21 protein-coding genes are annotated in these 20,873 nt (G+C 53.9%); 20 read left to right on the forward strand and 1 reads right to left on the reverse strand.

Annotated features, from left to right (window positions below):
• The first annotated feature begins 60 nt into the window (after positions 1 to 60).
• The 5 genes from L0M99_RS06335 to tgt all read left to right on the forward strand — a co-directional run bounded on the left by L0M99_RS06335 (position 61) and on the right by tgt (position 5,206).
• Positions 61 to 552 carry a hypothetical protein gene (locus L0M99_RS06335; RefSeq protein WP_238128104.1) on the forward strand — a complete coding sequence of 164 codons (492 nt, stop codon included), beginning with the start codon at positions 61 to 63 and terminating at the stop codon, positions 550 to 552.
• 28 nt (positions 553 to 580) lie between these two features.
• Positions 581 to 2,137, forward strand: a complete 1,557-nt coding sequence (locus L0M99_RS06340; RefSeq protein ID WP_238128105.1) for a hypothetical protein — start codon at positions 581 to 583, stop codon at positions 2,135 to 2,137.
• A 111-nt stretch (positions 2,138 to 2,248) separates the two neighbouring features.
• A complete protein-coding gene (gene coaE, locus L0M99_RS06345; protein WP_238128106.1) occupies positions 2,249 to 2,914 on the forward strand; it encodes a dephospho-CoA kinase in 666 nt (221 codons plus the stop codon).
• 449 nt (positions 2,915 to 3,363) lie between these two features.
• Positions 3,364 to 3,981, forward strand: coding sequence for a queuosine precursor transporter (locus tag L0M99_RS06350; RefSeq protein ID WP_238128142.1), 618 nt, complete (start codon positions 3,364 to 3,366; stop codon positions 3,979 to 3,981).
• Positions 3,953 to 5,206 (forward strand): tRNA guanosine(34) transglycosylase Tgt, encoded by a 1,254-nt coding sequence (gene tgt, locus L0M99_RS06355; protein WP_238128107.1) that lies wholly within the window; start codon positions 3,953 to 3,955, stop codon positions 5,204 to 5,206. Before L0M99_RS06350 ends, tgt begins: the two co-directional genes overlap by 29 nt.
• Positions 5,207 to 5,241: 35 nt before the next feature.
• On the opposite strand, the gene gluQRS is transcribed toward tgt, so the two are convergent.
• A complete protein-coding gene (gene gluQRS / locus L0M99_RS06360; RefSeq protein WP_238128108.1) occupies positions 5,242 to 6,195 on the reverse strand; it encodes a tRNA glutamyl-Q(34) synthetase GluQRS in 954 nt (317 codons plus the stop codon).
• Between the two features lie 77 nt (positions 6,196 to 6,272).
• Here gluQRS and thrS point away from each other — a divergent pair, with 77 nt between their 5' ends.
• The 15 genes from thrS (at position 6,273) to L0M99_RS06435 (ending at position 20,859) form a co-directional block, all read left to right on the forward strand.
• Entirely contained in the window at positions 6,273 to 8,282 is a 2,010-nt protein-coding gene (thrS, locus tag L0M99_RS06365) for a threonine--tRNA ligase (RefSeq protein WP_238128109.1), read from the forward strand.
• Between the two features lie 3 nt (positions 8,283 to 8,285).
• A complete protein-coding gene (locus L0M99_RS06370; protein ID WP_238128110.1) occupies positions 8,286 to 8,849 on the forward strand; it encodes an HIT family protein in 564 nt (187 codons plus the stop codon).
• 13 nt (positions 8,850 to 8,862) lie between these two features.
• Positions 8,863 to 9,477 (forward strand): phosphatidylinositol phosphate synthase, encoded by a 615-nt coding sequence (gene pgsA, locus L0M99_RS06375; protein ID WP_238128111.1) that lies wholly within the window; start codon positions 8,863 to 8,865, stop codon positions 9,475 to 9,477.
• Complete coding sequence (locus tag L0M99_RS06380; protein WP_238128112.1) at positions 9,478 to 10,428, forward strand: phosphatidylinositol mannoside acyltransferase; 951 nt, start codon at positions 9,478 to 9,480, stop codon at positions 10,426 to 10,428. It abuts the gene before it with no gap.
• Positions 10,425 to 11,555, forward strand: coding sequence for a glycosyltransferase family 4 protein (locus L0M99_RS06385; RefSeq protein WP_238128113.1), 1,131 nt, complete (start codon positions 10,425 to 10,427; stop codon positions 11,553 to 11,555). Before L0M99_RS06380 ends, L0M99_RS06385 begins: the two co-directional genes overlap by 4 nt.
• Before the next feature lie 77 nt (positions 11,556 to 11,632).
• Positions 11,633 to 12,973 carry a PrsW family intramembrane metalloprotease gene (locus tag L0M99_RS06390; protein ID WP_238128114.1) on the forward strand — a complete coding sequence of 447 codons (1,341 nt, stop codon included), beginning with the start codon at positions 11,633 to 11,635 and terminating at the stop codon, positions 12,971 to 12,973.
• A 1-nt stretch (position 12,974) separates the two neighbouring features.
• Entirely contained in the window at positions 12,975 to 13,562 is a 588-nt protein-coding gene (locus L0M99_RS06395) for an NUDIX hydrolase (protein ID WP_238128115.1), read from the forward strand.
• An 89-nt stretch (positions 13,563 to 13,651) separates the two neighbouring features.
• Positions 13,652 to 14,413 (forward strand): YebC/PmpR family DNA-binding transcriptional regulator, encoded by a 762-nt coding sequence (locus L0M99_RS06400; protein WP_024058919.1) that lies wholly within the window; start codon positions 13,652 to 13,654, stop codon positions 14,411 to 14,413.
• Between the two features lie 9 nt (positions 14,414 to 14,422).
• Entirely contained in the window at positions 14,423 to 15,061 is a 639-nt protein-coding gene (ruvC, locus tag L0M99_RS06405; protein ID WP_238128116.1) for a crossover junction endodeoxyribonuclease RuvC, read from the forward strand.
• A gap of 39 nt (positions 15,062 to 15,100) precedes the next feature.
• Positions 15,101 to 15,700, forward strand: a complete 600-nt coding sequence (ruvA, locus tag L0M99_RS06410; RefSeq protein ID WP_024058916.1) for a Holliday junction branch migration protein RuvA — start codon at positions 15,101 to 15,103, stop codon at positions 15,698 to 15,700.
• A gap of 9 nt (positions 15,701 to 15,709) precedes the next feature.
• On the forward strand, positions 15,710 to 16,834 hold the full coding sequence (ruvB, locus tag L0M99_RS06415; protein ID WP_238128117.1) for a Holliday junction branch migration DNA helicase RuvB: 1,125 nt from the start codon (positions 15,710 to 15,712) through the stop codon (positions 16,832 to 16,834).
• Between the two features lie 47 nt (positions 16,835 to 16,881).
• Positions 16,882 to 17,313 carry a preprotein translocase subunit YajC gene (locus L0M99_RS06420; protein ID WP_238128118.1) on the forward strand — a complete coding sequence of 144 codons (432 nt, stop codon included), beginning with the start codon at positions 16,882 to 16,884 and terminating at the stop codon, positions 17,311 to 17,313.
• Positions 17,314 to 17,354: 41 nt separating this feature from the next.
• On the forward strand, positions 17,355 to 19,238 hold the full coding sequence (gene secD / locus L0M99_RS06425; protein WP_238128119.1) for a protein translocase subunit SecD: 1,884 nt from the start codon (positions 17,355 to 17,357) through the stop codon (positions 19,236 to 19,238).
• Positions 19,235 to 20,323, forward strand: coding sequence for a protein translocase subunit SecF (gene secF / locus L0M99_RS06430; protein ID WP_238128120.1), 1,089 nt, complete (start codon positions 19,235 to 19,237; stop codon positions 20,321 to 20,323). The genes secD and secF overlap by 4 nt, the downstream gene beginning before the upstream one ends.
• Positions 20,320 to 20,859, forward strand: a complete 540-nt coding sequence (locus tag L0M99_RS06435; RefSeq protein WP_024058911.1) for an adenine phosphoribosyltransferase — start codon at positions 20,320 to 20,322, stop codon at positions 20,857 to 20,859. Before secF ends, L0M99_RS06435 begins: the two co-directional genes overlap by 4 nt.
• Positions 20,860 to 20,873 lie beyond the last annotated feature (14 nt).

Genomic DNA, 20,873 nt, shown 5'->3' on the forward strand with positions numbered 1-20,873 from the left:
AAGTCCTTTGATTATTCTATCTGGCGTTTTCCGGGGGCTAATGCCTGGTAGCGTGAAGCTATGAAGCAAATGCCGGGCAGTGATAATACAGACAATGCAACTAGCTCCTTTCAGTCAGGTGCCCAGCAACCCACCCCTTATGGCTCTCCCGGCACGATACTTCCTGCCGGGCAGCCGCCAGCGTCTGCTCCCTATCCTTATTCCCAGCCCTACCCGGGCGGGGGTGCGTCCTATCCGCAGTCGGCAGCCCCTCCTGCGCCAGTACCGGCAGCATTTCCTGTGGGGTATCAGCCCCAGGTAGCGGGATATGTCCCTAATCCGGCGGTCTCTGTTGACGCCCACTTGCCGGCAGGCAGTGATTCGGCCGCGAAGAGATTACCGGTTGCGCTGTTAATCATCGGGATTGTTATCGCGAGTGCCTACTTGGGGTTCTTGCTGTTGGTACTGTTAAAACCGGAGATTTTGGCGTCGCCTGCGGTGGCTTCACTGCCGGTTTTCCCCATCACGGACGCGGGTCAACTGCTTGACGCCAGCCTCATAGGGCTGTGGTGAGTATCGAGTTCAAGGTAGGTAGATAACGATGTTAGCTTCCCCAGCTTCCACTAGCGCTCGTAATAAAGGTAGCTTAGTGCTGCGTCTCCTGGCGGTGCTAGTTACCTTGGTACTGGTAGATTTGGCGTTGACTGTCTACGTGTTTGTTCTTTCCAATAGCAGCGGTAAGCTAGGTGCGGGAGCAGCCAAAGAAAAAGCACCCACTGTTTCCACGGTGATTGAAGTACATAAGCAGATCAAAAGTGACTCTTTCCCGCCCTATGTAGCTACTGAATCCAGTCCGGCTGTGATGGTTAAAGACAGCCTGGATATCTGGCTAATTTTTATTACTAGCGAAGGGGCTAGTGCACAGCCGCTATCTCGAGATGGGAAAGCGAGAGGGGAACCATTTAGTTTGCCCGCCTGCGATAACGGTCTCGCACAACCATATGAGGCATTCGGGGGACAGATAGTTTGCAAAGGTGCCCTGGGAGAGAAGGAGAACCCGGCCTCGGCTGCTGGAGCGAAAACTGGTGAGTGCGCGGGGGAAGTAATCTACCAAGACACGCAGGTTATGGTCTGCGCTGAGCCGACCGCTAAAGGCGCCAAAACGGTTAGTTATCTGCAAAAAGGGAAGACTATCTGGAAAACTGCGCTCAAAGATGGGACGGCGCTAGCCGCCAATAGTCAATCCATTTGGGCAACCCGAATAGCCGATAAGCAGGGCAAGATCAGTTACCAAAGATTTGACGTACCCGGCGCGCCAGATCCGGGCAGGGAAAAAGCTACCGGCTGGGATGCGATTAAGAAAGTTGATTTCAATAACATTGATATAACTAACGCTACTGGTGAGCCACGCAAACTCACGGATGGAAGGTTCAAGGAGTCGCCAGACCCAGGTCGGGATATAGGCCTCGCCGTAGGCATCAGACAGAACGACAAGGTATACGCCGATATCAATGGTGATGGCTACCTAGATTTCGCCCAGGTTCTCTATCTACAAACTGTTGGAGGAGAGATACCAGAACGAGATGAGGGAGAACGTACTTTCCAAGGACGAGTCGAACGGATATTGGTGTGGATTTGGGATCCTGAAAGCCAGAAGCCTAAGTTCATGGATTCTCCACTAATTTCTCCGACTATTGGACCCTATTGCGGTGCCGGATACGATTCAGAAATCCCATTCGCAGTGGATCTATCTGCGGCGGAAGGTCTGGGAATAAGAGTTAAGTATCTATACAGTGACACCGGCTGGTTTGATGCTGTTGGCGGAGGCAAAAGCATGGAACAGTTAACCCAAGCTTCTCGCACTGAAGAAACAGAATATCGGGTGGTTAAAGACAATTTGGTGCGAGTGGTAGAGGGCACCGCTACCGCAGTGGTACCGTCTGAAGCCTGCATTGAGATCATGGAGGAAGACGAAGAGGTGAACAACGTCCCGGATATATTGCCCTTCCGCGGAGCTGATGCCTCCCTGGCGGTTTCTCCGAAAAAGTTTAAGAACGTCATTTACTGGTTCCCAGTATGGAAAGATCCTCAAGGAAATATCTTGTGGTATGCGCTTGATGAATCCAAAGAAAACTACGTACTCGGCTGGTCAAAATAACACAGCTTACCGCCTCGAACTAGGCGCTAATGTCTTTCAATAGGCATTGCCCGCTTGCGGACAGATGGTTTCCACTTGGGAGGAAGCCGGCCTGCTCGGTAGGCTGGCAGGGTGAGTGAACTATTGATTTACCGTAACCCGGATCGGGGAGCACGTTGGACGGCCGCTTCGCCTACAAACGCTCTTTCGGTAGCGGTAACCGGCGGGATCGGATCCGGTAAATCCACGGCGGTACACACCTTAAAGGCTCTAGGGGCTAAAACTTGCAGCGCCGATGAACTGGCAGGGGAGGCTCTAGTAGATTTAGCGCCTGATATTGCCCGCGCTTTTGATCATCCCGAGTGGGAAACTGGCGTTGACCGCAGCGCCCTCGCCGCGATCGTGTTTAATAATCCCGATGCCCGCCGCCTCCTGGAATCAATAACTCACCCCTATATTGCGTTTCTTTCCGATCGTTTCTTCGCATCCCTAACTCCGGGAGATATCGGCATTTATGACATTCCTTTGCTAGCCGAGAATCCTAATGCGCGCGCTTTTGACGTGATCGTGGCAGTGACTGCGCCCCTTAAGCAGCGTTATCAGCGACTGCAAGACCGCTCCGGTATGGAGCCGGCACAGGTAGACGCCCGGATAGCCGCCCAAGCTAGTGAGGAACAACGCCGCGCCATTGCCAACTTTGAGCTGGTAAATGACACTACCCGCGAAGATTTGCGACGCACTATCGCCTCCGAGCTCTGGCCCGAGCTGCGGCGCCTGGCCAATGGCGACAGCGCGTAGAATCCCTCTATAAAAGCCGGAAGATTTCTGAGGCATCTGGTGTTGGCGCGGGCAGAGGTTTTTCCTCTTGCCCAAAAACTCGGAAAAAGCCACGGCATTTTTTCGAGTTTTACGCCTGCCTAGCCGACTCGGATAAAACCTCTGCCCGCGCCTCTTGGTATCTGCGCAAGGTGGCAAATAGTCTTTGGTTCCCTTGGTACTAGGTATGGGCAGGCGGAAAAACCGTTGCCCACGCCGGAATAAGTAACCGCGCCGCCGAAAAAGTAACAGATAATACTCTCCGGCTAACTGGACGAGTACCCCGGGGAGGCTGCTAGATTAGGCGGGTGACAACTTTAGAAAAATCTGAAAAATCTGTTCCTTCAAAGTCCCCAGCCCTCGACCAAGAAACCTCTTCGCTAGTCCGCGGCGCCGCAACTTTTGCCCGCAGCCCGCGCGGCCTTTTCGATATTTGTGTTATTTTCTTTGTGGCGTTCCTGCTAATCGCCAATATTTGTGCCACTAAAGCGATTCAACTAGGGCCGATTGTTTTTGACGGGGGAGCCATTACTTTCCCCCTCACCTACGTCCTCGGGGACGTAATCAGCGAAGTCTGGGGACTGCGTGCCGCAAAACGCGCTATCCTGATGGGCTTCGTGATTTCCGTAATGGCGTCTCTGACCTTTTGGGTAGTGGGGATGCTTCCACCCGAAGCCTCCTACCAAAATAACGAGGCCTTCCAGAGCGTGCTCGGGTTCGTACCCCGCATCGTAATCGCCTCCATGGCGGGATACGTGCTGGGCAATTGGCTTAATGCTTATGTGCTGGTGAAAATCAAAGAGCGGTGGGGCGAGAACAATATGTGGGTGCGGCTAGTGACCTCCACCTTGGCAGGCGAACTGGTCGATTCCATAGTTTTTTGCACCATCGCGTTTGGGGGAATCATGAGTTTCTCCCAGTTGCTGATCTATATTTTCCTCGGCGGCTACCTCTATAAATGCGCGGTAGAAATCCTGTGCCTACCTTTCACTTACCTGGTTATTTCCCGGGTAAAGAAGCATGAGGGATACGGCCTTGACCTTCACTAAAGTAGCAGAGCTACCTGGCAGGCGGGGACGAGCCGGCATTATTCACACCCCGCACGGTGATATTCCCACCCCTGCCTTTATCCCGGTGGGCACCAAAGCCACGGTAAAAACCGTGCTGCCCGAAACCATGAAAGAGCTAGGGGCTGCCGCGATATTGGCGAACGCCTATCACCTCTATTTGCAACCCGGGCCGGAAGTTATTGACCAGGCGGGCGGGCTTGCCCGCTTTATGAACTGGGGAGGGCCTACTTTTACCGACTCGGGCGGATTCCAGGTACTCTCGCTAGGGTCGGGATATAAGAAAGTGCTCTCTGGAGAGTTCACCGGTTCAGGGAGGGCTGACCACACGGTGGCAGAAAAGAAAGAGCGCCACGCGCATGTAGATGAGGAAGGGGTAACCTTCCGGTCGCATCTAGATGGTTCTCGGCATCGGTTTACACCCGAAGTCTCTATGCAGATCCAGCACCATCTGGGCGCCGATATTATGATGGCCTTCGATGAGCTGACCACTTTGCTGAATTCTCGCGAATACCAGGTGGAATCCCTGGAGCGCACCCGGCGCTGGGCCGAGCGCTGCCTAGCCGAACATGAGCGGCTCACTCAGGAGCGTGCCGATAAGCCTTACCAGATGCTTTACGGGGTTATCCAAGGGGCGCAATATGAAGATTTGCGCCGCAAAGCTGCCCGTGACTTGTCGGCAATGGAAGTGGCAGGACGCAGCTTCGATGGTTTTGGAATCGGCGGAGCCTTAGAGAAAGAAAATCTGGCCACCATAGTGGATTGGGTTTGCGAAGAACTGCCGGAAGAAAAACCCCGTCACCTGCTAGGACTGAGTGAACCGGACGATATTTTTGCCGGGGTAGAGGCCGGGGCAGACACCTTTGATTGTGTAAATCCCTCCCGGATAGGACGTAACGGTGGTCTTTACGGACGCTATGGACGCTTTAATCTGACCCGCTCCGAATTTAAACGTGATTTTCAGGCTCCAGTGGCGGGTTGTAACTGTTACACCTGCCAGAATTATTCCATTGCGTACCTACATCACCTGTTTAAAGCCAAAGAAATGTTGGGCTTTACCCTGGCGACGATTCACAACGAATACTTCACCGTGCAGCTGGTGCGGGGGATTAGGCAATCCATTATTGAGGGCGAGTATCCCGCGTATAAACAGCGCGTCCTCGGTGACTTTTATGGAGGTCAGCCGCTGCGGTCCCATTGGGGATAGTAGGCAGGGTAATAACTGTCTGTTATTTTGCGTAGCTAAGGTTGTGCACTCAGCGGGACAGGCGGGGTAAAACGCCAATCCTCGTGACTCATTTTGCCCAAGTCGAATTGGGCAAGAAATTCCTCGGCAGTTTTTGCCGGCGGGAGACCCAGGGAAGTCGCGAACATCGAGATCACCTGTGCGCTTTCTATCCCGCACTCACGCAGCTGTTCCAAAGTGACGGCTCCATCGCGTTTAGCCAAGCGTTGCCCCGTTTGATTCAGTACTAAGGGGACGTGCACCCAAGTGGGCGGAGTGGATCCTAATAGCTGGTGTAGGTAGTTTTGCCGGGCAACTGAGGAGAGTAGGTCCCTGCCGCGGCACACCTGGGTTACCTCTTGAAAGGCGTCATCAACCACGCAAACAAAGTTATAAGAAAACACTCCATCCGAGCGGCGCAGCACAAAATCATCTACTAGCCCGGTTTGCTGCCCATAAACTGTGTCCGTAAAGGTTAAAGATTGCTTACTAGTACGCAGGCGAAAAGCTGGGCCGCGTCCTTTTCCCGCCAGTTCTTCTCGTTTTTTCGCCCGCTCGGTGGGGGTGAGGTCGCGACAATACCCTGGGTACGCTCCGGGAGGAGTATGCGGAGCAGAAGCAATTTGCGATAACTCCCGGCGCGAACAATAACACTCATAAACCAGCCCTGCTGCTTCTAACCGCGCAAACGCCTCCTCGTAACGGCTGCGGCAGTTAGACTGCACTAAAGGATCCCCGTCCCAATTAATCCCGAGAGCCGCTAAATCTGCCATTTGCAGGTCGCGGAAAGGCTCCCGGGAGCGGGCATCTAAATCCTCAAAACGTAGCACGAAACGTCCGCCGCTTTGCCGAGCGAGCGCCCACCCGATCAGGGCGGTACGTAGATTCCCCAAATGCAAAGCGCCAGTCGGGCTAGGCGCATAACGTCCAACGAGCGTGAAACTGCCCTCCGCTAGTAGGGTAAGTAGCAACCACTACATTTTAATCGCAATGGGCTCATAGGTAGAATAGCCAGGTAATTACTTATCCGTAACTAGGAGGATCGAACGTGGCAGCACAGGCAGCAGGACTAATCAACGTCCAGATTGCAGGAGAAAACCAAGAGGTAGCTGCCACTTGCACCGGCCTAGATCTGTGGGGCAAAGACCGCACTATCGTGGCCATGAACGTAAATGGGCAGCCCTGGGATCTGGCGCGTACTCTCCCCGAGGACGCCCAGGTAGAACCGATTACCGCTGATAGTGAAGCGGGACTGGAAATTATTCGCCACTCGGCCACCCACGTCCTCGCCCAAGCAGTGCAACAGATTTACCCCGATGCCAACCTGGGAGTAGGCCCCTACATCACTGACGGTTTTTACTACGATTTCGGCAATATCGATCCGGTAACCCCCGAGCTGCTAAAAGACCTGGAAAAACGGATGAAGAAAATCGTTAAAAGCGGGCAGCGTTTTGTGCGGCGGGAAGTAAGCGACGATGAGGCTCGCCAGGAACTCGCAGATCAACCCTACAAATTGGAACTGATCGAATCCAAAGGTCACGGGCCTGACCAAGCGGAAGGTGCCAGTGTAGAGGTAGGAGCTGGAACCCTAACCATTTATGACAATGTTGACCGCTCCGGCCAGTGCGCCTGGAAAGATCTGTGCCGCGGCCCGCATGTGCCCAATACCCGCTATATCGGTAACGGCTTCGCGCTGATGAAATCCTCCGCTGCCTATTGGAAAGGCGATCAAGCCAATGATCACCTGCAGCGCATTTACGGTACCGCCTGGGCTAGCAAAGAGGATCTCGTCGCCTATAAAACTCGTCTAGAGGAAGCCGAGCGGCGCGACCACCGCAAACTGGGACGTGAACTTGACCTATTCTCCTTCCCGGACGAGATTGGTTCCGGCCTGCCGGTATTCCACCCCAAAGGCGCGATTATCCGCAATGAAATGGAAGAATACTCCCGCAAGCGGCATATCGAATCCGGATATTCCTTTGTATACAGTCCCCACATCACCAAGGCTGACCTGTTCAAAACCTCTGGTCACCTAGATTGGTACGCCGATGGTATGTATCCGCCGATGCACCTGGACGAAGAACGCGACCAGGCAGGGAACATCACCAAACAGGGGCAAGACTACTACCTCAAACCCATGAACTGTCCCATGCATAACCTGATCTTTGCTTCTAAGGGGCGTTCTTACCGCGAACTGCCGCTGCGTCTTTTCGAGTTCGGTACCGTGTACCGCTACGAAAAATCTGGGGTAGTGCATGGATTAACCCGCGCGCGCGGATTCACGCAAGATGATTCCCACATTTACTGCACTCGCGAGCAGATGCGTGACGAGCTGGCCAGTCTGCTGACTTTCGTTCTTGATTTGCTGAAAGATTTCGGACTAGAGGATTTCTATCTAGAACTGTCCACCAAGAATCCCGCTAAGTTTGTAGGCGACGATGATACTTGGGAAGAAGCTACCCGCACCTTGGAAGAGGTAGCGACCGCTTCGGGACTGAAACTGGTGCCCGATCCGGGTGGGGCTGCCTTCTACGGGCCAAAAATCTCGGTACAGGCCAAAGACGCGATCGGGCGTACCTGGCAAATGTCAACTATCCAATTGGACTTTAACCTGCCGGAACGTTTCGACCTTACTTACACGGCTGCCGATGGTTCTCGCCAGCGTCCCGTTATGATTCACCGCGCCCTGTTTGGCTCCATCGAACGTTTCTTCGGGGTGCTGCTAGAACACTATGCAGGCGCTTTCCCGGCTTGGCTCTCTCCGGTACAGGTACGCTGCGTACCGGTAGCCGAAGCCTTTAATGAGTACCTATTTGAGGTTGCTGACCAGCTGCGCAAACAGGGAGTTCGGGTAGAGGTTGATACCTCCGATGACCGTTTTGGTAAGAAAATCCGTAACGCCTCTAAAGATAAAATCCCCTTTACTTTGATTGCGGGGGGCGAGGACGCCGAGGCCGGGGCGGTTTCTTTCCGTTACCGGGATGGCAGTCAGGAAAATGCGGTGCCGATCCAGCAGGCTATTGCCAAGATTGTTTCTGCGATCGCAGAACGGAAATAGCAGATGACGTCACCGGATTCGACTTCGCTGCCATCTGAAGATTCGCGCGCTTTCGGGGGTGTTCCCGATGCTTTCCAACGCCTGTGGACTCCCCACCGTCAGGTATATATTTCGGGTGAAGAGCGCCCGCAGACTAAGAAGAGCGAAGACTGCCCGTTTTGCGCCGCCCCTGCACGCAGTGACGAGGACGCCCTCATCGTGTACCGAGGCGAAAAGGTTTTTGCCCTCATGAACCTGTTCCCCTATAACTCGGGACATATGTTGATCTGTCCCTACCGGCATATCTCGGAATATATCGAGCTTGATCAGGATGAGCGCGCCGAATTTGGGGAAGTAACTGCGAGGGCGATTAGAACCTTGAACAAGGTGGCGAACCCGGCGGGATTTAACCTGGGGATGAATCAAGGCGAAGTTGCCGGAGCCGGAATCGCCGGACACCTGCATCAACATATTGTTCCTCGCTGGGCAGGGGACGCTAATTTCTTCCCTCTGATTGCTCGTACTAAAGCAGTGCCCCAGCTGTTGGGACAGGCACGCGAGCAATTAGCCAAGGGCTGGCAGGAGTAGACAAGGGGTTTTAATGCTTGGAAACCATGGAAGAGGTCTCGCCCGCGCTATTTTTACTTCCCCCGCGAAGCTCTTAGCCAAAGTGGGGGTAACCCCCAATATGGTGACTGTGGTCGGTACCGTAATCAATATGGGCTTAGCAATAGGGCTGCTGGCACGTGGTTATTTAGCCCTAGGGGGAATCTTGATTGGGATAACCGCTTTTGCGGATTCCCTTGATGGGGTGCTCGCGCGCCTCACCAAGCAAACCAGTGAGTTTGGGGCGTTCCTTGATTCCTCTTTAGATCGCCTAGCTGACGGTGCTATTTTTGGTTCCCTGCTTTATTGGGCGATTAGCGGAATGGCTCCGGGAGGAATCCGCACCGGCACTATAATCGCCGGGATTTGCGCCCTGGTGGGTGCAGGAACGGTGCCCTATGTGCGGGCTCGCGGCGAATCTGTCGGGGTGGTCGCCAAAGTGGGGATCGGGGAGCGCACGGATCGCCTGGTGGTCGCCCTTGTAGGGGCAGGTATCACTGATCTGGGGGCTCCCTTGGTCTGTTTTCCGGTTGCTCTTTCCTGGGTAGCTATAGCTAGTTTCATAACCGTGGGGCAAAGAATCTTTTACGTCAGAAAGCACCTTAAGTAAGTGAAAACTGGTATTTTTTCTAGTGAGCTACTTGCGCGTTCAGGCTTAAAACTGCTGTCGCAGGTGCCGCTGCCTCTCGCCCAGGGGATTGGGAATTTTGTCGGGGAAGTGCTCTACCGGATAAATACTTCGGGCGCTCAGCAATATCGGAAAAATTTGGTGCATTTGGGGATCGCCGACAAGAAAATCGAAGAAACTGTGCGCCAGGGGCTAAAAGGCTATATGCGGCTATTTTCTGAAACCGCTTTATTGGGGGGTTTTTCTAACTCCCAGGTGCTGGCGCGCGTGCGGATCGGCGGGGACCGGGAAGCATTACTGGAAGACTGCGCCCGCGGCAGTGTTTGCTTAGCGCTTACCCATTCGGGAAACTGGGATTTAGCAGGTTACTTTGCAAGTAAAGAAGTAATCCCGGTACTGACGGTGGCAGAGAAAGTAAAACCGGAAGCACTATTTCAGGCCTTTACCCGAGTACGCCAGCAGGCTAATATGCGGATAATTGCGGTGGAAAAGGGCGAGAAGCCGTTCCCGAGGCTAGTGGCGGCTGCCGGCGAAAAAAACTACCTGATTCCGCTGCTCGCTGACCGCGATATTACCGGTCGCGGCATCGAAGTTACTATCGGGAAAACCAAAGCTCTGGTCGCAGCGGGTCCAGCAGCTCTCGCCACCAAGATTAACGCCCCGCTTTACTGTGGACATATCGCTTTGGAAAAGTTAGGGCGCGCCCGCAGAGGTGCAGCCGGTTCCCGCTGGGGAATAGTGATAAACATTTCCGGGCCAATAAAGCCAGATAGAGTAGAAAATATGACTAAGGTTTGGGCTAGCCGGGTTGGGGAAATGATTAGGGAATCCCCCGAGTCTTGGTTCATGCTACAAAAATTGTTTGTACCTGATCTCGATCCGGAGCGTTTAGCGCGAGCTCGCGAACGCGCAAAGCAGGAGACGCAGCTATGAAAATAGGAATCGTTTGTCCCTATGCTTATGACGTGCCGGGGGGAGTACAGTTTCATGTGCGCGACCAGGCGCAGGAGTTGCGCAAACGCGGACATGAAGTTTCGGTATTTGCCCCGGTAGAAACCGATTATAGCGAGGACGGGTTCGTAAACGCCGGAAAAACTTTCGCGATTCCCTATAACGGTTCTATTGCCCGCCTGGCGTTTGGGCCACGGGTGGCGGCTCGCACGCGTCAATGGGTGACCAGCAACTATTTTGATATTTTGCATGTGCACGAACCAGCCACGCCCTCGGTATCTCTAATTGCGCTGCAACATGCGCGCTGCCCGATAGTGGGTACCTTCCATGCTGCCCTGGAAAGATCACTGCTCTATACCCTGGGTAAACCGGTGGTGCAATCGGTAAAAGAGAAGCTCAGTGCGCAAATCGCGGTGTCGGAGGAAGCAAGGCGTACTTTGCAACGCTATCAAGATGGGGATGCCACGGTGATTCCCAATGGGGTAGATTTCCAGGCGTTCGCTGGGGCAAGTCCCAGCCCCAAGTGGCAACAAAGCGAAGAATCACCAGTATTTTGTTTCTTAGGGCGCCTGGATGAACCCCGAAAAGGGCTGTCGATCCTGGTAGATGCAATTCCGAAGGTGCTAGAGAAATACCCTGCTGCCCGCTTTTTAATTGCCGGTCCCGGCACGGCTAGTCGGGCACGTGCTGCCCTCGAGCCTTTTGGGAACAGCGTGGAATTTTTGGGTGCGCTTAGTGAGGAAGAAAAAAAGTCCCTGTTTAAATCTGCTACCGCCTATATTGCTCCGCAAACCGGGGGAGAATCCTTCGGGATTGTACTGGTAGAAGCGATGGCAGCTAATTGTCTGGTTGTTGCTTCCTCGATTCCCGCTTTTTCTGCGGTACTACAGCAGGGCAGACTTGGTGAGATTTTTACTTCCGAGGACCCAAATTCGCTGGCTGAAAAGTTGCTAGCAGTGTGTGAAAATCGGCAAGCAGCCGCCCGGCTAGCAAGTTGTGGACATCAAGGGGCGCGCCGTTATGACTGGTCAATCGTAACTGACCAAGTTTTAGCGGTCTATGAACGCTGCCGGGAGGATAAGCATGAAGACCGCGAGCGCGCCCGCTAGTAAATTTTGTCAGTACTAAGAAGAGAAAAACTAATCTGCCAGGTTAGACTAGGGTTAGCCCCAGAAAGGAGGAACAGGTGAGCCAATCGAATCCCGAATATCTGCCGGATTCCCCCGTTATAGCGGAAATGGGCACCAACTATCCTCCGGTAACCGAACAGCTCGTTGCCAGTTACAGTTTTGATGCTCTCAGTTTGCCTGCGGATCCGCTGATTCCTCATCCTGCTGTTTCTCAGCGGGTATCTGCTCAGCCCCTACTGGTTGATCCCGGAGCGGAAAAAGCCAACAGACGTTCGCGCCTGCGCTCTTTTCCCTGGCTAGAATTGCTGTGTTTGCTGGCTGCCGGGGGCGGACTTACCTATCTGGCACTTTTTATTTCTTCGGAAGAATCCATAACCACCACTATTGGGGCGGTATTTGCCGCCTTGTTGCCGATGGCGATCGTGGTAATTGTGATGGTGTGGCTAGATCGCTGGGCGCCAAAACCGTGGTGGTTACTAGTAATCGCATTCCTTTGGGGGGCAGGGATCGCCTCCGTATGTGCGTTGGGGCTTAACACTTTGTCTGGGAAAGCCCTGCAATCAGTAGATGTTGGTCCTACTCCTTTTCAATCTTTTGGACTGCTGGCCACGATTGTGGCTCCCATAGTTGAAGAGTCACTAAAAGGTCTCGGGGTAATAATCATTATGTTGGCCAGGCGGCGCTCAGTGAAAAGTCCTCTCGATGGGGTGGTGATTGCCGGGATTCTGGCCGCTGGCTTTGCTTTCACCGAAAATGTGCTTTACTTTGCGCGGTTTTACGAACAACTCCCGGTAGTTTTCTTTATGCGGGCAATGCTGGGACCTTTTGGTCACACCGTTTACACTTCGATTTTTGGTCTGGCTGTGGGAATGGCGCTTACCCGAATTGCCTCGCCAAAAATGCGTTTCATTCTGCCTGCTTCTGGTCTGGTTTCTGCTATCTGCCTGCACGCTGCCTGGAACGGATTAGCTACCTATTCGGCGCTGCTGTTTGTGGTTTCCTATGTGTTTTTCTGGGGGCCGATGTTCATCACTTGGCTAATAATTAACTTGGTGGTGTCGGTGCGCCAACGTAATGCCATCGAAAATGGTCTCCAGGCATATATTGCTGCTGGTTGGATCGATGTTCGTGAAACCCAAATGCTCTGTTCACTTTCTGGCAGGCGCCGGGCTCGCAGGTCAGCGCGTACTATCTCGCCTGCTGCTCGCCGCGCATTGTCCGAATTCCAACAGGCGGCTACCGTCTTGGCCTTGAACTATGTAGCCGCCTCTCACCGCGGCCTGTCTGAGGGAATCAAAAAAGAGAATGAGGAAACCGTGAAGAAGTTACTGGCGTCTCGCCGGCATTTTGCTGCTGCCTGTACCGCGGTCGGAGCCTACCGGATGGGGCGAGCCTAGAGTGAACTCCGGTTTTCATCTGCCGCGTCCCCTCCCGAATCCTTTCCCGCTTAACGGAGAAAATCCACTCGGCTCAGACTGGCTGGTCGATGCCGATGGTTACCCAGGTCGCCACGCTGCCCGGGTAGTGGTTATTGACTCGTTAGAGCGCCTCCTCTTAATCAGTGGCCACGATTTTTCTGATCCCACCCATCGCTGGTGGTTCACCCCCGGAGGTGGCATTGAGGACGGAGAAACCCGCGCACAGGCTGCCCTGCGAGAACTCAAAGAGGAAACCGGGTTAGAGCTGGTGCCTGAGCAACTGCAAGGGCCGGTTCTCTATCGCGAATCCCTATTAAAATTTCGCAAACTATGGGCTATCCAGGCAGAACATTTTTACTTAGTGCGTTTGAACGAGGAAGGTCCCCAGATCGTTACCGCGGATTGGACGTCCTCGGAAAAACAGCTTTTAGAGGCGGTTCGCTGGATTCGGCTGGATGAACTGACGCACTTGGCGCAGCGAGAAACTATCTACCCCAATTGTCTGCCTGACTTGGCGCAGCGCTGGCTAAGCGGGTGGGATGGCCACCTAGAGACCGTCTATGATTAAGCCTATTTAGACGGTTAGGGTGCAAAAGCGCTAAAATCAGGCTTGGTATTTCGAAATTCAATTGCGCGAGAGGAACTTAAGGAGAGCGAATGTCGGGTCACTCAAAGTGGGCTACCACCAAGCATAAGAAAGCGGCAATCGACGCTAAACGGGGCAAACTATTTGCCCGGTTGATTAAGAATATCGAGGTAGCAGCCCGTACTGGCGGCGGAGATCCGGCGGGAAACCCCACCTTATTTGATGCGATCCAAAAGGCGAAAAAGAACTCGGTACCGGCCGATAACATCAAACGGGCAGTTAACCGCGGCTCTGGGGCAGAAGCAGGCGGAGCGGACTGGCAAACCATCTCCTATGAAGGTTATGGACCTGGCGGGGTAGCAATGCTGGTAGAGTGCCTTACCGACAATAAGAACCGCGCTGCCGCCGATGTGCGTACTGCCTTCAGTAAGAACGGCGGTAGCTTGGCTGATCCGGGCTCAGTTTCCTACCTATTTAACCGGATTGGTGCTATTGAAGTCGCCAAAGCCGAGGGCGTGGATGAGGACACCATTTTGATGGCGGTTCTAGATGCCGGCGCCGAAGAGGTCGAGGAAGGCGCGGAAGCTTTCACGATCGTTTGTGATCCCACAAATCTGGTTGAGGTGCGTAAGGGTCTGCAAGAGGCGGGTATTGACTACGACTCGGCAGAAACCCAGTGGAAAGCCACTACGCAAGCAGAGCTGGATCTGGCGAAATATCGCCAAGTAATGCGGCTTATCGATGCCCTAGAAGACAGCGATGACGTACAGGACGTATTCACTAATCTCTCGGTAAGCCCCGAGGTACAAGCCCAATACGAGGAAGAAGAATAGGCAGCATCTTTGCGGATTATCGGGATTGACCCCGGTCTTACTCGCTGCGGGATCGGGATCATTGATATGGATTCGCAGCGACGCGCCCAACTGGTGCATGTCGAGGTCGCCCGGTCTCCGCAAAACATGGCTTCCCATTTCCGCCTAGATAAGATTCGCCGCCGGATTGCGGCAGCTATTGAGCAGCACCATCCGGAAGTCATGTCGATTGAGCGGGTATTTGCGCAGGACAACGTGCAATCAGTTACCTCCACCATGTGGGTGATGGGGATAGCTATGAGCGAAGCCGCCGCCCACAAACTGCCGCTAGCGATCCACACCCCCTCGGAAGTCAAAGCCGCAGTTACCGGCTCGGGGGTAGCTGATAAAGCGCAAGTGCAACATATGGTGCAACGGATTTTGCGGATGGAAAAAGTGGTACGGCCTGCCGATGCTGCCGATGCTTTAGCGATCGCGATTTGTCATGGTTGGCGCCGAGACGGCCTACAGGGAGCGAGTCGGGATGGCACGGTTAACGTTTCCTTATCGGGCAAGATTTCTGCCCGCGGAGCTCTTACCCCCGCCCAAAAACTGTGGGCACAGGCGCAAGCGGCAAGCCGTCGTACCGGGGCGGTTGATCCGCGGCTTAGACGAAATAAGAGCAAGTAGGATAGCGTTTATTACGTAGCCAGCTAGCGGAGATTCTATATGATTACGCATTTATCAGGAACCATTGAGGAAGTAAGGCTAGATAAAGCCGTTATTGACGTGTCCGGTGTGGGCTATAGTTTCTTTGCCACCCCCGCCACTTTGTCTACCTTGACTGCAGGCCAAGAGGCTAAAATTTTAACCCACTTGGTGGTGAGGGAAGATGCCTGGTTACTTTTCGGTTTCGCGGGAAGCGATGAGCGCGATATTTTCTCTACGCTAATCACGGTTTCGGGGATCGGCCCGAAGTTGGCATTGGCGGCTCTGGCGGTCTTTAGTCCCGATGAATTGCGGGCAGCGGTTTCTAGCGGTGACTTGGCGGCGCTCACCCAGATTCCGGGGGTAGGTAAGAAATCGGCGCAAAGAATCCTGGTAGAAATTGGGGATAAACTGGGCGAACCTGCCGCGGGAGAGACCGGATCTACCGCCGGTATTGGCAGCGCCGAACGCGAAGAAGTCTGCCACGCCCTCGAACAGCTCGGCTGGCGAACCCCGCTGGCACAAAAAGCAGTTAAAGAAGCGGCCGAAGCTAATCCGCAAGCGCCAGTGCCAGAGCTTTTACGTGCCGCCTTACAATTGCTGGGTAAGCATCACGCATAGGGGAGCAAGGTGGAAGAAACAAACGAATGGGCGATTAGCTCTCCGGTAGGGCCGGGAGCGGATGAGGTCGAACGAGCCGCCGAGGCAGCGCTGCGTCCGAAAGATCTGGACTCTTTCGTAGGGCAAGAAAAAATCCGCCGGCAGTTAAATTTGGTACTCAAAGCGGCCATCGGGCGGGGAGCTACCCCTGACCATGTGCTTTTAGCGGGGCCGCCTGGTTTAGGAAAAACTACCTTGGCGATGATTATTGCCCACGAAACCGGGACTTCCCTGCGGCTGACCTCCGGGCCGGCGATTCAACACGCGGGAGATTTAGCTGCGATTCTTTCTGCCCTGCAAGAGGGCGACGTGCTGTTTATTGACGAGATTCACCGTTTAGCGCGCACCGCCGAAGAAATGCTCTACCTGGCGATGGAAGATTTTCGCGTCGATGTGGTGGTAGGTAAAGGGCCAGGTGCGACCTCGATTCCCCTGACGCTGCCGCCGTTTACAGTCGTGGGCGCTACTACTCGATCTGGGCTGCTACCTGCACCTTTGCGGGATCGTTTTGGTTTTACTGCCCATTTGGACTATTACAGCACCGCCGAATTAGAACAAGTATTGACCAGGTCGGCCAGGCTTATGGAAGCGGAACTGGATCCGCAGGCAGCCTCAGAAATGGCGGCTCGGTCGCGCGGAACCCCCCGAATTGCTAACCGTTTGCTGCGACGAGTAATCGACTATGCCCAGGTGCATGGAGACGGTACCCTCTCTTTGGAAGCCGCTAAAGCCGCCCTCGACCTGTTCGAGGTAGACCCGGCCGGTTTAGATCGTCTGGATCGCTCGGTCTTAGAGGCTTTATGTAAACGCTTTGCCGGCGGACCGGTGGGACTGACCACTTTGGCCGTCTCCGTCGGGGAGGAACCGGAAACCGTAGAAACTGTTTCGGAGCCTTACCTGGTTCGGGAGGGCTTCATTGCGCGGACTCCTCGCGGCAGAGTAGCTACCGATAGCGCGTTTCTTCACCTGGGGATCACTGCCCCAAATCGAGGGGCGGACGCCTCACTTTTTGACTTGCCGGGAAGTGAATCAGGGGGCAACTGGTCACAAAACCGCCCAAAACCGGCTACGAAAGATGAAACAGACGTCCTTTAACGCTTAGAATCATTAAGGTTAAAGATTTTTAGACTGGAAGGTTGACAATGGGAAGCGGAGTACTTCTAGCCGTCATCGGCGCGTTCTTATTGATGATGATTTTTTCTTCACGCAATGCCAAGAAGAAGCAGGCAGAGCAGCGCGACAAACTGGCTAACGATATGGTGCCCGGCGCCTGGGTGATGACCACCTCAGGTTTTTATGGCCGTTACGTAGAAACCGATGGGGACGTAATCGTGCTCGAAACCTCGGATGGAACCGAAACCCTGTGGACATCCCGGGCGATTGTCAGCGTAGGAAACCCGCCGTTCGCCCCCGATGCTGCGGATACTAACACCGAGGACGCCAGCGCAGATAAAGCAGATAACGATGAAGAGGCTAAGGAACTGCAGGAAGATTCTCCGACAGAAGAGAATCCAGTTGACGAGGAAAAAGACGAGGCTGCTCCCTCTGATAGCGACTCAAACGAAAATATCTAAATAGCGAAGAATAATCACCGTAGATAACGGAAAGAACAACATTGGCGAAGAAAAAATATCACGCCGGACGCACACTGGCGTTTTTCCTGGTACTTGTGCTGGCTTTGACGGGAACTTTGCTGGTGGGGGTACTCACTAACAAGGCTAAACCGACTCCCTCCCTAGCTCTAGATTTAGAGGGGGGTACGCAGCTGATCCTCACCCCGAAAGCTAACGCTGCTTCCGGGGCCAAACGCGCGGTTACGGCTGAGGATATTACGCAAGCGATTGAGGTTATCCGGCAGCGTGTCGATGCTTCCGGAGTTTCGGAAGCGGAGATTACCTCGCAGGGTAACTCCAATATTTTGGTCTCCCTGCCCGGTAACCCTTCGAAAGAAACCTTGGATTTGGTGCGCCAATCTGCCGAGTTGTATTTCCGGGCGGTACTTCGTTCGGCTCCGGGGGTTCCCCAATCGGTGATCGCTCAGCAGGCACAGCAGCAACAAGCCGGCAAGAAGCAGGCGAAGCCGGCCAACATCGATCCGGAAGCTTTCGCTAAACAATTGGCAGATCTAAACCATGACGGCAAGATCAGCGATAAGTCTACCAGCCAGCCGAAAGACAATTCTGATGATGCCTGGATTACCGAAAAAGTTTTGGAAGAATTCTATGCCAAAGATTGTCAGCAAAAGAGCTCTTTAGAGGGCGGCTCTTCCGGAGATATTAAGAAACCGCTGGTAGCCTGCTCTAGCGAAGGACAAGAAAAATATATTCTGTCGCCGGCAGAGGTTTCAGGGGCTCGGATTTCCTCTGCAGAATCGGGTATGGGAACCGGTGCTTCAGGACAGTCCACCGGACAGTGGATAGTTAGCCTATCTTTCGATAAACAGGGCGCCTCCCAGTTTGCGGATATTACCACCCGGATGATGAAGTACCGTCAGCAACCGGTTCCGGGAGAAAACGGTTTACCGGCAGGGCAAACCAATGACAAGAACCGGTTTGCAATCGTGCTGGATGGACTGGTGGTTTCAGCTCCCGGAGTAAACAACGCGATTACTAACGGTAAAGCTGAAATTTCGGGATCTTTCACCCGCTCGTCTTCGACCGCCTTGGCTAACCAGCTAAAATTCGGTTCGTTGCCACTTAACTTCGATGTGCAATCCGAACAGCAAGTATCAGCTACTTTAGGTTCTGACCAGCTGCGTTATGGGGTTATCGCGGGGATTATTGGTTTGATTCTGGTGGTGTTCTACCTGATCTGGCAATACCGCGGCCTCGCAGTAGTCGCGGTGGGCTCTCTGGTGAGCGCCGGCGTGCTCCTCTACTTGACCTTGACTTTATTGTCCTGGGGGATGGGGTACCGCCTCTCCCTAGCCGGTATTGCCGGCGTGATCGTCTCGATCGGGACTACCGCGGACTCCTTCATCATTTACTTCGAGAGGATCCGCGACGAGGTTCGCGATGGCAAAGCACTATCCAGCGCGGTCAGTGTTGGTTGGGATCGAGCGAAACGCACGATCGTTACCTCCGACTTGGTGAACGTGCTAGCGGCTTGCGTACTCTACTTCCTGGCGGTGGGCGGCGTGCAAGGCTTCGCTTTCACCTTGGGCGTCACCACCTTGATCGACTTGGCGTTAATCTTTATCTTCACTCACCCGATGATGGTGTGGTTGCTGCGCTTTAAGTTCTTCGGTGAGGGTCATAAACTCTCTGGTCTTGATCCGGAACACTTAGGGGCGCAGCGCGGAACCTACCGGTATGTAGGCGCGGGGCAAGTACGGAAGATTCGCTCTGTCTACAAATCTAAGCCGGAAGAGGACGCCGAAAAGTCAGATAATGACAAAGCTGAGGAGCCAGTCGCGGAAAAAGCGGATTCGAACGAGGATGATGCTGCCACAGATGAGTTAGCGAAAGTATCCGCGACGGACCAGGAGGAAGAGAAGTGAGTTTCGCAAGTTGGGGTAACGCCCTCTATTCTGGTCGCAAATCTTACCGGTTTATTGATAACCGTAAATACCTGCTGATTGCGGGGGCGGCGCTAATGCTGATTTCGGTACTGACCATGTCGGTACTGGGGTTGGAACGTTCCATTGATTTTAAGGGCGGAACCGAGTTTACGGTTTCTTCAGTAGCCGGTCGAGATCAGGCTCCGGCGCAAAAAGTAGTAAATACGAATCCTAAATTGAAGGGGTCTTCGGTTAACTCGGTGGGTGCCTCTTCGATTCGGGTGCAATCTGTTTCGCTAGATGTCACTGATAAACGCCAGGTGGTTTCGGATCTAGCTAAAGCCTATAACGTGCCAGAGGCTAAGGTAGCAGCGACTACGATTGGGCCGTCTTGGGGCGCGGACGTGACCTATAAAGCGCTGCAATCTTTGGTGATTTTCTTTGTTCTGGTAGCCCTGATGCTGTGGGCATACTTTAGAACCTGGACGATGGCATTCTCGGCGTTGTTCGCGCTGTGTCATGACGTGTTAATCACCGGTCTGGTTTTGGCACTGACTCGGGTAGAGATTTCTCCGGCCACTATCATCGGGGTGCTCACTATTTTGGGTTACTCCCTCTATGACACCGTGGTGGTCTTTGATAAAGTTCGTGAACTTTCGGTTGATTTCGAGCAGCAAACTCGCTCTACCTATGGTGAGCTTGTCAACCTGGCTATTAACCAGACGCTGGTGCGTTCGATTAACACCTCGGTAGTAGCGCTGCTGCCGGTCACCTCGATCCTGTTGATTTCCTGGATAACTCTGGGCGGCGGCACCCTACGTGATATTTCGCTAGCGCTGTTCGTGGGGATGATCGCCGGTACCTTGTCTTCGATTCTGATCGCGCCCTCTATGCTGATGGTGCTGCGTTCGCGCACCGAAAAGATTTCCACCCACACCCAAAAGGTGCTGGAGAAACGGGCTGGCGGCAGCGACCAAGTTGAGGGCAAGGAGACAGAGCTTTCCCGGGTGGCGCAGCCGCTGAAAGCTGGACATCACCAGGGACAACAGGCGCAACCCAAACGTACTCCCAGGAGCAAACGATGATAAACCCCAAACTCGCTCCCTTAGGAAAAATTATTCGCGATAACCTGCGCGATGTACCGGACTTTCCGCAAACCGGGGTACTCTTTCGGGATATTTCCCCGCTGCTGGCTAACGGGGAAGCGTTTTCCCAGCTGGTGAAAGGGCTAGCCGACTTTTATCGAGGTCGGGTCGATTTAGTTGCCGGCCTGGAGTCTCGCGGATTCTTGATTGCGGCTCCAGTCGCGGTCGAACTAGGGCTAGGTACCTTAATGATTCGCAAAGCCGGGAAACTTCCCGGCCCGGTAATCGGGATCGACTACGGCCTCGAATATGGCAAATCCCGGATGGAACTGCAGCCGGATTCTATTAAAGAGGGCGCGCGGGTTTTGGTGCTCGATGACGTTTTGGCTACTGGTGGCACCGTAAATGCTTCGGCGGCATTGATCAAACGTGCGGGTGGAATCGTAGAATCGGTGTGCGTTTTGATGGAGCTGGAAGAACTAGATGGTCGCGCGCATATCGGCGACCTAGAATGCGAAGCCCTCACTCTGATCTAGCGTATTTACCTCTC

The organism is Varibaculum cambriense, from assembly GCF_022133705.1.
Lineage (GTDB): Bacteria > Actinomycetota > Actinomycetes > Actinomycetales > Actinomycetaceae > Varibaculum > Varibaculum cambriense_A.